The organism is Nostoc sp. DSM 114159, assembly GCF_053470285.1.
Window position 1 is genome coordinate 1,511,246 of sequence record NZ_JBPFEH010000001.1, and the last position, 15,282, is coordinate 1,526,527.

General features: G+C 41.7%; 16 protein-coding genes. 7 read left to right on the plus strand and 9 right to left on the minus strand.

Features of this window, described 5'->3' with window-relative positions; genetic code table 11:
• Position 1: 1 nt before the first annotated feature.
• From ACR5KR_RS06005 to ACR5KR_RS06015, 3 genes are read right to left on the minus strand one after another with little or no spacing between them, the layout of a single operon-like run.
• Positions 2 to 391, minus strand: a complete 390-nt coding sequence (locus tag ACR5KR_RS06005) for a tautomerase family protein (protein WP_445627341.1) — start codon at positions 389 to 391, stop codon at positions 2 to 4.
• 16 nt (positions 392 to 407) lie between these two features.
• Complete coding sequence (locus tag ACR5KR_RS06010) at positions 408 to 1,046, minus strand: hypothetical protein (RefSeq protein ID WP_448265821.1); 639 nt, start codon at positions 1,044 to 1,046, stop codon at positions 408 to 410.
• Positions 1,047 to 1,048: 2 nt separating this feature from the next.
• Positions 1,049 to 1,681 (minus strand): ParA family protein, encoded by a 633-nt coding sequence (locus ACR5KR_RS06015; RefSeq protein WP_194044647.1) that lies wholly within the window; start codon positions 1,679 to 1,681, stop codon positions 1,049 to 1,051.
• 287 nt (positions 1,682 to 1,968) lie between these two features.
• Between ACR5KR_RS06015 and ACR5KR_RS06020 the strand changes: the two genes are divergently transcribed.
• Complete coding sequence (locus ACR5KR_RS06020) at positions 1,969 to 3,351, plus strand: cytochrome P450 (RefSeq protein ID WP_448265822.1); 1,383 nt, start codon at positions 1,969 to 1,971, stop codon at positions 3,349 to 3,351.
• Positions 3,352 to 3,486: 135 nt separating this feature from the next.
• Here the strand turns inward: ACR5KR_RS06020 and ACR5KR_RS06025 are convergent, their stop codons facing one another.
• The 3 genes from ACR5KR_RS06025 to ACR5KR_RS06035 all read right to left on the minus strand — a co-directional run bounded on the left by ACR5KR_RS06025 (position 3,487) and on the right by ACR5KR_RS06035 (position 5,013).
• Positions 3,487 to 4,179: a PD-(D/E)XK nuclease family protein gene (locus ACR5KR_RS06025; RefSeq protein WP_448265823.1), complete on the minus strand. Its 693-nt coding sequence runs from the start codon at positions 4,177 to 4,179 to the stop codon at positions 3,487 to 3,489.
• A gap of 328 nt (positions 4,180 to 4,507) precedes the next feature.
• Positions 4,508 to 4,735 carry a hypothetical protein gene (locus ACR5KR_RS06030; RefSeq protein ID WP_448265824.1) on the minus strand — a complete coding sequence of 76 codons (228 nt, stop codon included), beginning with the start codon at positions 4,733 to 4,735 and terminating at the stop codon, positions 4,508 to 4,510.
• 104 nt (positions 4,736 to 4,839) lie between these two features.
• Entirely contained in the window at positions 4,840 to 5,013 is a 174-nt protein-coding gene (locus ACR5KR_RS06035) for a hypothetical protein (protein ID WP_448265825.1), read from the minus strand.
• Between the two features lie 169 nt (positions 5,014 to 5,182).
• On the opposite strand from ACR5KR_RS06035, the gene ACR5KR_RS06040 reads away from it, so the two are divergent.
• Entirely contained in the window at positions 5,183 to 7,573 is a 2,391-nt protein-coding gene (locus ACR5KR_RS06040; protein ID WP_448265826.1) for a tetratricopeptide repeat protein, read from the plus strand.
• A complete protein-coding gene (locus ACR5KR_RS06045; protein WP_448265827.1) occupies positions 7,557 to 7,700 on the plus strand; it encodes a tetratricopeptide repeat protein in 144 nt (47 codons plus the stop codon). The genes ACR5KR_RS06040 and ACR5KR_RS06045 overlap by 17 nt, the downstream gene beginning before the upstream one ends.
• Before the next feature lie 86 nt (positions 7,701 to 7,786).
• Here ACR5KR_RS06045 and ACR5KR_RS06050 read toward each other — a convergent pair whose 3' ends face one another.
• A complete protein-coding gene (locus ACR5KR_RS06050) occupies positions 7,787 to 7,957 on the minus strand; it encodes a hypothetical protein (protein ID WP_448265828.1) in 171 nt (56 codons plus the stop codon).
• Positions 7,958 to 8,127: 170 nt separating this feature from the next.
• Between ACR5KR_RS06050 and ACR5KR_RS06055 the strand changes: the two genes are divergently transcribed.
• On the plus strand, positions 8,128 to 8,967 hold the full coding sequence (locus ACR5KR_RS06055; RefSeq protein WP_448270102.1) for an Rpn family recombination-promoting nuclease/putative transposase: 840 nt from the start codon (positions 8,128 to 8,130) through the stop codon (positions 8,965 to 8,967).
• A gap of 9 nt (positions 8,968 to 8,976) precedes the next feature.
• Here ACR5KR_RS06055 and ccmS read toward each other — a convergent pair whose 3' ends face one another.
• Together ccmS and ACR5KR_RS06065 are read right to left on the minus strand one after the other, a co-directional pair.
• Complete coding sequence (gene ccmS / locus ACR5KR_RS06060; protein ID WP_448265829.1) at positions 8,977 to 9,405, minus strand: beta-carboxysome assembly chaperone CcmS; 429 nt, start codon at positions 9,403 to 9,405, stop codon at positions 8,977 to 8,979.
• A gap of 38 nt (positions 9,406 to 9,443) precedes the next feature.
• The gene (locus ACR5KR_RS06065) at positions 9,444 to 11,252 is read right to left on the minus strand and encodes an ABC transporter ATP-binding protein (RefSeq protein ID WP_448265830.1); all 1,809 of its coding nucleotides are present in this window, start codon (positions 11,250 to 11,252) and stop codon (positions 9,444 to 9,446) included.
• Positions 11,253 to 11,587: 335 nt separating this feature from the next.
• Between ACR5KR_RS06065 and ACR5KR_RS06070 the strand changes: the two genes are divergently transcribed.
• From ACR5KR_RS06070 to ACR5KR_RS06080, 3 genes are all read left to right on the plus strand, one after another.
• Entirely contained in the window at positions 11,588 to 12,436 is an 849-nt protein-coding gene (locus ACR5KR_RS06070; RefSeq protein ID WP_448265831.1) for a prohibitin family protein, read from the plus strand.
• Positions 12,437 to 12,855: 419 nt separating this feature from the next.
• Positions 12,856 to 13,272 (plus strand): DUF1824 family protein, encoded by a 417-nt coding sequence (locus ACR5KR_RS06075; protein ID WP_445627324.1) that lies wholly within the window; start codon positions 12,856 to 12,858, stop codon positions 13,270 to 13,272.
• A 72-nt stretch (positions 13,273 to 13,344) separates the two neighbouring features.
• On the plus strand, positions 13,345 to 15,273 hold the full coding sequence (locus ACR5KR_RS06080) for an ABC-F family ATP-binding cassette domain-containing protein (RefSeq protein ID WP_448265832.1): 1,929 nt from the start codon (positions 13,345 to 13,347) through the stop codon (positions 15,271 to 15,273).
• Positions 15,274 to 15,282: the final 9 nt, after the last annotated feature.

Sequence of the window (15,282 nt, forward strand, 5' to 3'; positions counted from 1 at the left end):
TTTACACTTGCACTTGGTAATTTAGGTTTAATTCATCTCCTGTTGTTCCCCGAATACCCCAGTTGTGTTTTGGGGTTTCTGTAATCGTGATTTCTATATCTATAGGTGCAATTGCAACTTGTTCGGATAAGCGGGAAAACAACAACTTAATTAGTTTCTTTTTCGTTTCAATAGTGCGTCCCTCAAACATACTAATCTCAATGATGATGTATTTCTCTGAACGTCCTAAAGGATAGATAAAATCATCGGGTTCGAGAGGAAAGAACCGATGGGCACGCTTGTCTTGAGGATATATTAAAGCTTCAGTAACACAAGAATGAATTGCGTCAGAAATGGCACTGCGAGAATGACGAATAAATGAAGCAGTGCCATAGATTTTGATTTGTACCATTAATCTTTAACTGATTCTAGTCAAGTAACCACATCTCATTAGAACTATCGGGATACTCATTCGGTTGATTTTGAGGTTGATTTTGAGCTAGCGTTTCCGATGAGCGATGTGATTTTTTGTAGTTAAGTGGATTGTAATGGTCTTTTACTGGTTTGATCGCGCTAGTTTCTTTGACAACAAGTTTAGATTTCTCTTCTGCTTTTTGTATTGCTTTTTGTTCTACTTTTTGTTTGAAAGAATTAATTTCTTCTATAAGCTGGGAATTTGCTTCTGCAAGTTGCAGTGCTGTTTTTTTGGTTTCGTCAAGTTCTTTTGTTAGCTGTTCTAGTAATGATTTTTGTTCGGATGCAAAGGTTTTTTGTTTAGATAATTTTGATTGCAAATCAGCAATTTCTTGTCCAAGAGATGCTTCTTTTTTGTGGCTTGCTTCTAGATTACTTGTCAATTCTTTGACAGTTGCTTCTAAATCAGCTTTAGTGGGACTGCGTTTAGTAGAAGTTGGCTCAAGTGGTTGTCCTAACGATTCCTCATCAGATGCAGCCTGTTCTTCGGCAATTTTTTCTGCTGTAACTTCGATCGCAGATTCACCTTCTGGGGGTGTAAATTTTTGCGCCTCTTCTTGTAGTAAGTCAGAGAGACTTTGTTTCCTAGCCATTATTATTTTCTCCAATCACGCTGTAATTCATCAGCTGCACGGCGGTAGTCTAATTCCGCCTCCCGTGCGTTTCCGCCTCGCCATTGAGTAATCGCTACACCTTCTAGTGCTGCTCGTTCATGAGCTTTATAGGCACGGATGAAAGTATTACAAGTAGGAATACCTAAGCGAGTTAGAGTGTTTTTTGCTTCTTGTGCTTCCCCCAAACTGCGAGTATCGACTTTGGTGAGCAATACCCGATGGGGGGTTCCCACAGGGATGACGGCTTCCTTGACTGTTTCCACGAGGATTGCTAAATCCATTGCAGATGGGGGTGTCGGCAAAACTAGATAATCTGCGATCGCAACTACCGCCACTAATGCTTCAGAGCGTAGCGCGGGAGGTGTATCCACCACTACTAAATCGTAACCTGTTATCTTTGCTAAATCACTTAAAAGTGCGGGATCTGTTTCTTGAGATAAATCAAATCCCATTCCCTGCTGACTGCGCCCAAACCACCAACTGGCAGAACCTTGAATATCTGCATCAATCAGCAGCACCTTTTTTTTCTTCGCAAAGTTTGCAGCCAGATTGACTGCGGTAGTCGTTTTACCGACTCCTCCTTTACCGTTGAGAATAGCGATGATTTTTGGCACTGCTTACTTCCGATGCTGCCTTTTGTTAGCGGTAGCGGGGCGTTTAGCCCGTGCTGAGTTCTGAGTGCTGAGTTCTGAGTTAAGAGTACAGACGCGATTAATCGCGTCTGTACAGGAGCGATTAATCGCGTCTGTACAAGAGTTATTATTATCCTCTTTGTCTTCTTTTTCAGTACCCAGTTTCCAGTCTCTAGTCCTCAATGATGAATATACCGCTTTCTGTAACCCTAAGTAACATGAAAAGTCGTAACAATAAAATTTAGAAGCCATCAACTCCCTAAAATTCTATGACAACTACTTACAATTTACCCGATGGGCCTCAAATGCCGCGCTGGTTACGGATGATCAAGTTTATTAGTCAGCCAGTGAAATATGTGGATGATTTTGCCCAAACCTACGGTGACACTTTCACGATCAGGAGTAATCGCTCGGATAACCATCTAATATATTTTAGTCAACCCCAAGCACTTGAGCAGATTTTTACTGCTGATTCTAGGCATTTTGAGGTTGGCAGAGGGAACGTAGGACTAAAATTTTTGCTTGGCGATCGCTCTTTTATGTTAGCGGATGGCGATCGCCACCAGAGGCAACGGCAATTATTAGCTCCTCCCTTTCATGGCGAAAGAATGCGGGCTTATGGGGAGGAAATTCAAGAAATAACCCGACAGGTGACTCATGAATGGCAAATTGGCAAGCCTTTTAAGATCCGTGAGTCGATGCAAGAAATTACCTTGCGTGTTATTCTGCGGGTTGTATTTGGTTTGAATGATGGACAGCTGTTTGAAGAACTGAGGCGATCGCTAAGTGACTTATTAGATTTCATTAGTTCGCCTGTAATGTCCAGCGCCTTCTTCTTCCAGTTCATGCAAAAAGATTTTGGTGCGTGGAGTCCTTGGGGTTGGGTTCTGCAACAACGGCAAAAAATCGATCGACTGATTTATGCTTTACTTCGAGAACGTCGGGCCCAAGCCGATCAAAATCGCCAAGATATCCTCAGTTTGATGATGGCGGCTCGTTACGACGATGGTCAAGGGATGTCAGATGAAGAATTACACGACGAGTTAATGACGCTGCTAGTTGCGGGACATGAAACTACTGCTTCGGTATTGACATGGGCTTTTTACTGGATCGATCGTTTACCAGAGGTGCGTGAGAAGTTGCAAAAGGAACTCAACACCATTGGAGTTAACCACGATTTGAGTAGTGTGGCTAAATTGCCGTATTTGACAGCAGTTTGCCAAGAAACATTGCGACTTTACCCAATTGTCATGACTGCTTTCCCCCGGATTGTGAAAACCCCAATTACAATTATGGGCTACGAACTGCGAGAGGGAACGGTAATAATCCCCAGCATTTATTTAGCGCATCATCGGGAAGAAGTTTACCCACAATCCAAGCAGTTCAAACCAGAACGCTTTTTAGGAAGACAATATTCGCCTTATGAATATTTACCCTTTGGTGGCGGTAATCGTCGCTGTATTGGGATGGCATTTGCTCAGTATGAAATGAAAATTGTCTTGGCAACTGTTTTGTCAGAATTTCAAGTTTCGCTAGTGAATAAACGTCCCGTGCGTCCTGTGCGCCGTGGGTTAACTTTAGCTGCACCAGCCGGAATGCGGATGGTTGCAACACCTCAAATTCAGCGTGCAAATACACCAGCGCTAGTTTAGGTAACTAGGGTGAGCATTAAAATGCCCACCCTACTATGGGGTAATAACTATGACAAAACTCGAATTACAAAATCATACGATCGCACCAATTTAAATCAAAGCACTTACCGCATCTTTGAACCAGAATCCCACTCATCAACTCCAAACACTTCTGCGTTCCCAATATTCGGCGACTCTTTTTTCCCATTGCTGCCAGTAATTTTTAATCGCTGCTGGTTCAAACCAAAATACCTCGGCTGGCATCTCTGGAATTGCGACTACCAACAAAGCATGATTTAGCTGAATCCCATAATCTCGATAATAGTTGTTAATTGCTCCAATGTATGCTGTAAGTTGTAGTGGATGTTCGTATAAATGCTCGATTGAACCTTTAGGTTTGTCTGCTGTTTTCCACTCGCAAATACAGGGGATGCCTTGATAGCTGGCAATACAATCTACTTTGCCAGAATAGCTCAAATCGTAATGAAAAACTGAGCCTTCTACGAGTTTTACTGTATCAATTTCTGCTAAAACTGGCTGAATACTTTCCCAGTAAGGGCGGCTGGCTTCTGGACAAACAGGATTTTGCCCCAGGAGGTAGCGCTCAATTTGTTTGTGTGTTTGGGTTCCCCGACGACTGGCGTTTGTAGATATGCGGGTGGCTTCTTCTGTTCCTACACGCGCTTTCCAATTTAATAATCTGTCTCTGTCTGCTTGGGGTTTGGTGACATTAAGTATTGTGGTGACGCTAGGGAAGCGGTTTCCTTTGGCATCTACATAATACTGTTTGCCATTTTCTCTCAAGGATTTATTGTTAATTCGAGGTAGGAGTTGGGTATTAAATTGCATTTGTAATTCGTAATGGGCTACGTCTCGCTACGCTAAAGTAATTTGTAATTAAGATGGTTTTATTTTGGAAAATAACGATAAATATCTTTCCGGTGCAGCACTCGCTGAAATAGGACTGTTTCTCCATCAAAAATAAGTCCTATACGATAATCACCGACGCGGATGCGATAAGCATTTTCATAACCCTAAAGTTTTTTGAGGTTAGTAATTTCTTCAAAGGTTAATATTTGTGGTATTTCTTCAAAAGCAAGGGTTCTAATATTCTCATAGTAAGGTGTACTTTTCAGAGCCTTCATATCCTTGATAAAGCTGGGTAGATATTGGGTAATCACTCTTGTTCTAGTTGTGTTAATGCTTCATCTATATTTAGAGGTATTTCATGTTTTACTGCCTTCATTGCTAAGATAAGTCCTTCATCTTCAATAGCTTCTAGCAAGCGTAGATAGTCATTAAAATCTATGACTACTTTACGGATATTACCTTCCATATCGGTAATCAGTTCTTGAGCAAAAGGGTATTTATCAGTTTGCATTTGGGTTGTGATTTTTGTAGTCATACTATGACTTTAGCGTTATTAGCTGCCCAGATCCCCGACTTCTTCAAGAAGTCGGGGGTCTAAATCCAGTTTAAGTAAGTGACATTCGACTCTACATATTACTTTTACTTCAAATCATCCCCTTGTGTCTCCTCTGGTTCCAGCAATTCCCAAATTAGAAAGGTAATTTCAATCAAAATACCCGAACCTGGGATTAACCAGTCTGCAATTAAGGGAATTACAAATAGTAAAACTGTCACCAGCTTTTTAATATTGATAGATTTCGTTACCTTTTGCATTTGCTTCACCTTGAATACTGAAGCAACGGTAAATTTGGGGTAGTCAGTGAAAGCAAATACAGTTGTCTGTTGGCTGTAATGGGTGAATACCCAGAGATTTGAGTTTGGGGATGCTAGATTAAGTTTGGGGATTCCCGAAACTTTATCCAAATTTGAGCAAAAGTAACCGATGGCGCGTGTTAGCTATGGTGATGATGTTAAAGCGCGGGTAAGGCAGCTATTAGAAAGGTTGTTGGCTTATGCCAATGATGAGATAGAAAACGGTGAGCGTTTTGAAAGAAACTTTAATTGGCAAACACCAAAGCAACTAGTTATGAGAACACAGCTAAGGGTTTTGGCAGAACTTGGTGGTTTAGAGAAAGAACAAGTTCGAGAAGCACTAAAGGCACTTGCTGAGTTTTTGGGTGTTCTAGAAGATTTGCGGGAACACAAGCGAGGTTCAGAGGACTGGCACTTTCGGCTGAAGCTTTGGCATGACAAAGGCGATAAAGATGGGAATTTGAGAAAATTCGATGCAGAATGGCAACGCCTTAGAGAACAAAAGCCTGGTGTGCAGCGTGCTGAAGCGAGAAAAGCTAAACCCAAGCCGACGTTTTACGAAAATATTCCCTTAAGTGGGGTGGTGGAGTTTGTTGGACGTGAAAAAGACCTCCAAAATCTCCACCAGCTTTTGCAGGAAAACGAACAGGTGGCTATAGCTGCTGTTGCTGGTATGGGTGGAGTTGGTAAAACTGAACTCGCCCTACAATATGCCAGGAATCACCGCGACATTTACAAGGGTGGAATTTGCTGGTTGCTGGCAAAATCTGGTGATGTGGGCATTCAAGTTGTGCAGTTTGCCAGAAGTGTGCTTGATTTAAACTTACCAGAAGGTTTGGATGTCTTCGCCCAAGTGCAATACTGCTGGCGGCATTGGCGCGAGGGTGATGTGCTGCTAATGTTAGACGATGTTGGGGAATATCAGCAGGTTAAACCTTATTTACCCTCGTCATCTTCCCGGTTTAAAGTGTTGATTACCACGCGCCAACACTTGGGAGCATCTATTAAGCAATTATCTCTGGATGTATTGCAACCAGAAGCAGCGCTGGAGTTATTAAAGTCATTTTTTAAAGAAACACCACAGCGAATTGAGCAAGAATTAGCTGTGGCAAATCAGTTGTGTGAGTGGTTGGGATATTTGCCTTTGGATTTGGAATTAGTGGGGCGATATCTCAAGCGGAAACCAAACCTTTCTTTAACAGAAATGTTGCGACGGTTGGAGAAAAAGCGACTAAAAAAACCTGCCTGGGATAAACCAGAAGGCGACATGACTGCACAACGGGGTGTGTTAGCAGCTTTTGAGTTGAGTTGGCAAGAATTAAACGACGATGATAAGCAGTTGGGCTGTTTATTGAGTTTATTTGCACCCGCGCCTATAGCTTGGGATTTGGTGGAACAGTGTTTACCAGAAAAAGACGAGGAAGAGTTAGAGGAAATTCGGGACGATAAGTTATTGAATTTGCATTTACTCCAGCGCAAAGGTGAGGGAATTTACCAATTACATCCACTGTTGCGCAAGTTTTTCCAATATAAGCTTACCGATTTACAACAGGCAGAGGAATTAAAGCGATCGCTTTGTGGGGTAATGGTAGCAGTTGCTAAAGATATTCCTGAAACTCCCACTCTTGAGCAAATCAACGTCGTTTCCCCTGCTATACCTCATATAGCTGAAGTAGCGAATCATCTGATTCAATACCTCAGTGATGATGATTTATCTTGGCCTTTCATCGGTAACGCTACATTTTATGATGGTCAAGGTTTATATAACCAAGCTTTACCCTGGTATGAACAATGTCTAGAAGTTACTAAAAAGCGATTGGGAGAAGAACATCCATCTGTCGCCACTAGTCTCAACAACCTAGCGGCACTCTACGACTCTCAAGGCAGATACAGCGAAGCCGAACCCCTTTGCATCCAAGCTTTGGCACTCAGGCGCAAGCTGCTGGGAGAAGAACATCCAGAAGTTGCATTTAGCCTCACTAGCCTAGCATTACTCTACCGTTCCCAAGGCAGATATAGCGAAGCCGAACCCTTTTGCATCCAAGCTTTGGCACTCAGGCGCAAGCTGCTGGGAGAAGAACATCCAGAAGTTGCATTTAGCCTCACTAGCCTAGCGTTACTCTACCGTTCCCAAGGCAGATACAGCGAAGGCGAACCCTTTTGCATCCAAGCTTTGGCACTCAGGCGCAAGCTGCTGGGAGAAGAACATCCTGATGTTGCACTTAGCCTCAACAACCTAGCAATACTCTACCATTCCCAAGGCAGATACAGCGAAGCCGAACCTCTTTGCATCCAAGCTTTGGCAATCAGGCGCAAGCTGCTGGGAGAAGAACATCCTGATGTTGCATTTAGCCTCAACAACCTAGCGTTACTCTACCGTTCCCAAGGCAGATACAGCGAAGCCGAACCCCTTTACATCCAAGCTTTAGCAATCAGGCGCAAGCTGCTGGGAGAAGAACATCCTGATGTCGCCAATATCCTCAACAACCTAGCGGTACTCCATCGTGAACAAGGGAGATAGGAGATACAGCGAAGCCCAACCCTGCTTTATCCAAGCTTTGGATATTCTTGAGCGACGGTTAGGAGTGAATCATCCTAATACTCTTATTGTGCGTGAAAATTTAGCAGATTTACACGATTTTCTTTAATCACAACAGTAAAATTCATGTTCCCAACCTCATCAATCAAGCTTTTATCAGCAAGTTTCGCGTTCTAAACGAGAACATTCCTGTTTTTAGTGAGAACATTTCTGTTTCAAATGAGAATGTTTTTGTTCTAAACGAGAACGTTCTTGTTTGAAGTGAGAATGTTCTTGTTCCGAACGAGAACGTTTCTGCTTGAAGTGAGAATGTTCTTGTTCCGAACGAGAACATTTCTGTTTGAAGTGAGAACGTTCTTGTTCCAAACGAGAATATTCTTGTTTTGAGGTGGAATGATGGTGTTATGAGGGCGTAGGCGTAGCCCGTCAAAGACATCGCTGTTATTTAGATTGTAAACCGAGAAGCGATCTACCAAATATTACTAAACTACATCAAGTATCATGAGTTGCAGTTCTTGAGTGCATCCGTTATTTCCATGTCAAAACCTGCTGATGTCAGCACCAAACGCTTAATTAGCCTCGCACCCAACAATTGGGTAAAATGGGTGACACAAATTCCTGATGTCGTTGCTGGGGAAATCCTCAATTCTGAATTTCAGTGGATTAGTAGAGAAAGTGATGTACTTATCCGCGTCGAAAGTCAAGAGTATGGAAAATTTCTCGTTCTCAATGAATTGCAATTGCGCTATAAACCCGAAATGCCAAGACGGATGCGTGCATACGCAGGGTTGGCAGAAGAAAAATATAAATTACCAACTTATCCCGTACTCATCAATATCCTCAAAACGAGTGATGTAGAAATACCCACACAATACGAGTCTAATATTGCTGGGTTACAAGTACGCCAAGATTACCGCGTTATTAATCTCTGGGAAGTAGATGTTAGCATCGCCTTTGAACAACCTTTACCTTCGTTACTTCCGTTTGTTCCAATTCTTAAAGGTGGTGGAAACGAGTCTGCAATCCGAGAAGCATTGCATTTACTGCAAACAGATGAACAATTAAATCAACTTGAAACGGTCTTAGCATTTTTTGCTACGTTTGTATTAGATAGTGCTTTAGTCCAACAAATTATGAGGTGGGATATGACAGTATTACGTTCTTCGCCCTGGTATGAAGAAATATTCCAGGGTGCACAACGAGAAGATAGGCTATCGAGCATCGAATTAACCTTAGAAGTAAAATTCGGCAATGAAGGATTGAATTTTATGCCAAAAATTTCTCAAAAATCTGATATCGAAGAACTCAAGGCAATTCAACGTTCTATTCTCATAGCTGAAACTCTAGAGGAAGTGAGACAAATATTTGAATCGTGATGTTCTGCGTTAAAAAACAATCTCCTCCCTCATCCTCTCTTCCAGCACATCCAATAACTCATCCACATCCTTCCCAGCTTGCTCAAAACAAATCGGCGGCGCTGGTTCTGGTGCAAACTGAATTAACTTAATTTCCCCCTTCCCAATCCCAATCATCACAACTTCTACTTCCGGCTTGTGATTCTCGACAATTCCCAAAATTTCCTGAAGCCGATTCTCAACCTTATTATTTAAATTCTCTATCTGCTCTTTCGGACAATAAACAAAATGCGGCGTTGGCTGCAAATCAATACCAACAGTACCCTGACTGTCACCATTTGCTAACCACAATCCCCAAAACAGCGCCGCCAATTCTTGCTGATTTGCTTTGACAAACTTATCCAACTGGCGACGCCACTTGTTATCACCTGATTCTGGTTGACTATTACCAAAAAACATAAATAATTCGTAATGAAGACACAGACAATAGGCGCAACTTATTTCAAACCCGACTGTACGCGCCAGAGGCCGGAATAAATACCGTCTTTCTCTAGCAATTGCTCATGGGTTCCCGACTCTACTAATTTCCCATGTTCCATGACATAAATGCAATCAGCATTGCGAATAGTGGAAAGACGATGAGCGATCGCAATTGTAGTTCTATCTACTGTAATCCGTTCTAGCGATCGCTGGATTGCTGCTTCTGTCTCATTATCCACCGCCGAGGTCGCTTCATCTAAAATCAGAATTGGCGGATTTTTGAGAACTGCACGGGCGATCGCAATCCGTTGTCTTTGTCCACCAGATAACTTTTGTCCTCTTTCCCCCACAATTGTCTCATAACCTTGGGGCAATTCAACAATAAAGTCGTGCGCCTCGGCTATCTTTGCCGCCGTGATAATCTCTTGCTCTCTAGTCTCAAAACTACCATAAGCAATATTCTCCGCTACAGTGCCATGAAATAGAAACACATCTTGACTCACCAAACCAATGCAGCGACGTAAATCTTGCAAATTCAAATTTTGCAAATCAATGCCATCGAGAGTAATGCTTCCAGCTTGCACTTCATATAACCGCAACAAGAGTTTGACTAAAGTGCTTTTACCAGAACCAGTAGAACCGACAATCGCAATGGTTTTCCCCGCCGGAACGTTTAAAGACAGATTTTTAATTACTGGGAATCTATCTTTATAGGCAAAATAAACATTTTTAAATTGCACTTCTCCGCGCACTTCATTTACAGGTAAAGATACATTACCTGTATGAATGGCAATAGGAGTATCCAATAAATTCATAACTCGATTAGTAGAAGCCATTGCCCTTTGATATTGGTCAAATGTTTCGCCTAATCTAGTTAAAGGCCACAGCAATCGCTGGATTAAAAACACTAATACGCTGTAAGTACCTACAGACATAGCTCCAGTAACCGCTGCCATTCCGCCATATAAAAGTAATGCTGTGAAACCCACCAAAATTAGCATCCGAATTAACGGCACAAAAGCAGCAGAAAGAGTAATTGCTCTCCTATTACTACGACGATAAGCGTCACTATCTAATTCCAAACGATAAGCTTCATAAGCTTCAGATGTGAAACTTTTAATAGTAGTAATTCCGCTGATATTGTTTGACAACCGCGAATTGAGAAAACCTACCTTTTCGCGGACATCAGCATAGCGAGGCGCAAGTAGTCGTTGATAAGCAAAAGAACCCCAGAGAATAAATGGCATCGGTGACAAGGCCATCCACGCTACACTAGGAGCCAGAATAAAGAAAGCAGCGCCAATAATTAGAACCGTTGCAGAAACTTGGATAATATCATTCGCTCCTCCATCCAAAAACCGCTCTAATTGGTTAATATCATCACTGAGGATAGACATTAAACCGCCAGTGCTGCGTTCTTCAAAATAAGCCAATTCCAACTCTTGCAAATGTTTGTATGCATCCAAACGCAAGTCATGCTGAATATTCTGAGCCAAATTTCGCCAAAGTCGAGCGTATGCGTACTCAAAAACCGATTCTAGTATCCAAATGACCACAGTCAGGAAGGAAATAATCAAAAATTGTCCAAAGACATCCCGCACCCCTAACTGTGCAATTATGGAATCCTGTTGCTTAACTACCACATCCACCGCCACACCAATTAAGCCAGGTGGTGCCAAATCGAAAAATTTATTGAGGATAGAATAAATAGTCGCCAGCCAAATTTGTTTGCGATACTCGTGTCCATACTCCAACAAACGCAGGAGAGGATACGTTGAATGTTTACGCCTTCTTGATACCCGATGAGATTTTAATACAGTAGCCACGGTTTTTTGCGGTTTCGTGTGACTGATATTACCACGGAACAAAGTCTTGAGTCCTAAGTCCTGAGTCTGAAAATTGATTCAGACAGACTAATGAGAAACTAGTAACTGAGTTTATTCAAGGACTAGGGAGCAGGGGAGCATACTTCGACTCCTTTCGACTTCGCGGTAGTTGAGCGCAGTCGAAACTCAAGACAAGACGCTCAGTAACCGGGGGAGATGGGGGAGATGGGGGAGTGAGGGAGAAGAATTAATAACCAATGACAAATGACCAATGACAAATGACCAATGACAAATGACAAATGACAAATGACTAACTAAATATTGGAGAAAGGAATTTGAAAAATCAGCAATTGGGAAATTGGCAAACCACAGTTTTGGGAATTGTGTTAGCAACACTGGTGATTATTGGGCTAAATTCCTTTATTATTATTAACCCAGGACAAGCAGGAGTAATCAGCATCTTGGGTAAAGCCAGAGATGGCGCTTTATTAGAAGGTATTCACCTAAAACCACCTTTTATTTCCGTAATAGATGTGTATGATTTGACGGTGCAAAAGTTTGAAGTGCCAGCAGAGAGTTCTACTAAAGATTTGCAAAATTTATCTGCAAGATTTGCAATTAACTTTCGCCTCGATCCGATACAGGTAGTTGAAGTTAGAAGAAAACAAGGAACATTAGAGAATATTGTCTCAAAAATCATTGCCCCTCAGACACAAGAAGCATTTAAAATTGCCGCAGCTAGAAGAACAGTAGAAGAAGCGATTACCAAACGAAGTGAGTTAAAAGAAGACTTCGATAATGCCTTAGGCGATCGCTTAGACAAATATGGGATAATTGTATTAGACACTAGCGTAGTTGATTTAGCATTCTCACCAGAATTTGCCAGAGCAGTCGAAGAAAAACAAATTGCTGAACAACGGGCGCAAAGAGCCGTTTATGTAGCACGAGAAGCCGAACAAGAAGCGCAAGCAGACATTAATCGTGCCAAAGGTAGGGCAGAAGCTCAAAGACTCTTAGCAGAGACACTCAAAGCTCAAGGAGGGCAGTTGGTTCTGCAAAAAGAAGCCATTGAAGCTTGGAAGACGGGTGGCGCTCAGATGCCGAAAGTCTTGGTTATGGGTAATGACTCAAAAAATGGCGTACCCTTTATATTCAACCTTGGGAATGTCCAAAATCAACCATAAAAGGGAAGTGGGCATGAGATCGCAAGGTCTAAAATTATGGAATTTGCTCTGACCTCAGACAAATTCTACAATACATTGGACTATTTCCAATTAAAAACCTAAAATCCAGAATGGTATAAGTTGGGTTAGTACAGGTCAGTGGAAACGTTCCATTTCATTACAGCCAGAAAGCACAAAATTTAAGCATGAGTGATACCAATTTGAAAAATGATTGCGACAGATGGAAAACTGAAACATTTATCCAATAGATGTTTCACAATCCAAAATCGTTCGACTGAGCGACTTGCCTTGAGCGAAGTCGAAAGGAGCCGAAGTCTAAAATCTAAAATCCAAAATGGTATGACTTTTGACTTTTGCCTTGCGGTACTAGTCCCAACTCAAACACCACAGAAAAACTAACCAGAAAATAGTCGAAGTTTATGTCAACCTCCAATCCTCAAAATCTCACTGCCGAAGAAGCGAAAAAATTCCTGAACAAATTCAACTGTCTAGACATTGCCCCTATCCTCAACTCATCAGAAAAAATAGTAATTCGTAATGCCTTAATTTTGCTCACCAAGCTTACTGATTACCAAATTTTGGGAATTTGTGCTGATACCGCAGAAGAAGGAATATTGGCAATGAAAACCTATTCTCTGGCTTTGGGTTACGAACCACCAAACAATTTACTTACACCCGAAGGGCCAGTTTATATCAAATTAAATGGCAAAAACGGCTTGTGTTATCTTGATTCCTATGATGGACATCATCGTGGTGTATTAGTATCTTGCCAGTCTTATGACGAAGATGGAATCAACGAAATGTATGGACACCTTCCCTTGGACTTATTTGTATAGAGTTTTGCGAATGTAGGTAAGGCAAATACCTTACCTACTCACTAATGAAAAATAATTAATGACTTCAATCTTATGAGTATTATTACACTACAATCAGTAAAAAAAGACTTTGGAATCAAGGAAATTTTAAAAGATGCTAGCTTTAGCCTTGATGCTACCGATAAAGTTGGATTAATTGGTACTAACGGTTCAGGTAAATCAACTCTATTAAAAATGATCGCTGGGTTAGAATCCATTGATAGCGGTCAAATTTTAATTAACTCCGGTTCTAAAATTATCTACTTACCCCAGCAGCCAGATTTAGATGAAAATCACACAGTTTTAGAGCAAGTTTTTGCCGACAGTGGCGAACACATGGCTTTAGTACGCGAGTATGAAGAACTTTCTGATAAATTGGTTCACTATCCAGATGATAGTCAACTGATGTCTCGCCTTTCTGTGGTCATGCAACAGATGGATACGACTGGTGCTTGGGAATTAGAAACTAATGCCAAAATCATTCTGACAAAATTAGGAATTTCTGACTTTGATGCCAAGATAAGTACTTTATCTGGAGGTTATCGCAAACGCATTGCTTTAGCATCAGCTTTGCTATCAGAACCAGATGCTTTGCTCATGGATGAACCGACAAACCATCTTGATGCTCTTTCTGTAGAATGGTTACAAAGTTATTTAAATCGCTATCGCGGCGCATTGTTTCTGATTACCCACGATCGCTATTTTCTAGATCGCGTTACCAACCGGATTATTGAAATCGACCGAGGCGACATTTACACCTATTCAGGTAACTATTCATATTACCTGGAAAAGAAAGCTTTAGCTGAAGAATCTGCTGTCAGCAGTCAACGCAAACATCAAGGCTTATTGCGCCGCGAGTTGGAATGGCTCAAAAAAGGCCCAAAAGCTAGAAGTACCAAGCAAAAAGCGAGAATTGACCGCGCTCACGCTCTGCGGGATACTGAATTTAAACAAGTTCAGGGTAAAGTTGATATTTCGACAGTTGGTCGTCGCATTGGGAAAAAGGTTATTGAGTTAGATAACATTTCTAAGGCATACAATGGACGCACCCTAATTAATAATTTCACCTACGAATTTAGTCCAGAAGACCGCATCGGCATTATTGGCGCTAACGGTGCTGGTAAATCCACTTTAATGGATATCATTACCGGACGGGTTAAGCCAGATTCCGGCATTGCAGAAATTGGGACTACAGTTCACATCGGTTATTTTGACCAGCATTCGGAAGAATTGCTCACAGCCTTAAACGAAAATCAGCGCGTGATTGACTACATCAAAGAAGAAGGAGAATTTGTCAAAATTACCGATGGTACTCAAATTACCGCTTCCCAAATGTTGGAGCGGTTTTTGTTTCCTGGTAATCAGCAGTATGCCCCAATTAGTAAACTTTCGGGTGGGGAAAAACGCCGTTTATTTCTGTTGCGGGTTTTGATGAGTGCGCCCAATGTCTTAATTTTAGATGAACCGACAAATGATTTAGATGTTCAGACCTTGGCAGTATTAGAGGATTATTTAGAAGATTTTGTCGGGTGTGTAATTGTAGTTTCTCACGATCGCTACTTTTTAGATCGCACCATCGACACAGTATTTTCCTTTGAAGAAGGCGGTAATCTGCGGCAATATCCAGGTAATTACTCGATTTATCTGGACTATAAGAAAGCTGAAGAAGCACAGCAACAAGCTGCTACTACTAAAGAGAAGCCCAAAAATGCCGAAATCCAAAATGGTGCGGCTTCACCCAAACAGGTAGAGAATACCAAGCGGCGGAGATTATCGAATTGGGAGAAAAAAGAATTTGAGCAGTTGGAAGTTAAAATTGCCGAGTTAGAGGACCAGAAAGCAGAAACCGAGAAAAGACTGGCGAATGTCTCACCGGGGAATTATAGCGAAGTGCAAAAACTCTATAATCAGGTGGAAAATCTCAAGCACGCCATCGATGTAGCGACTGAACGCTGGTTAGAATTAGCTGAAATAGAGTCTTGAAATTACTCG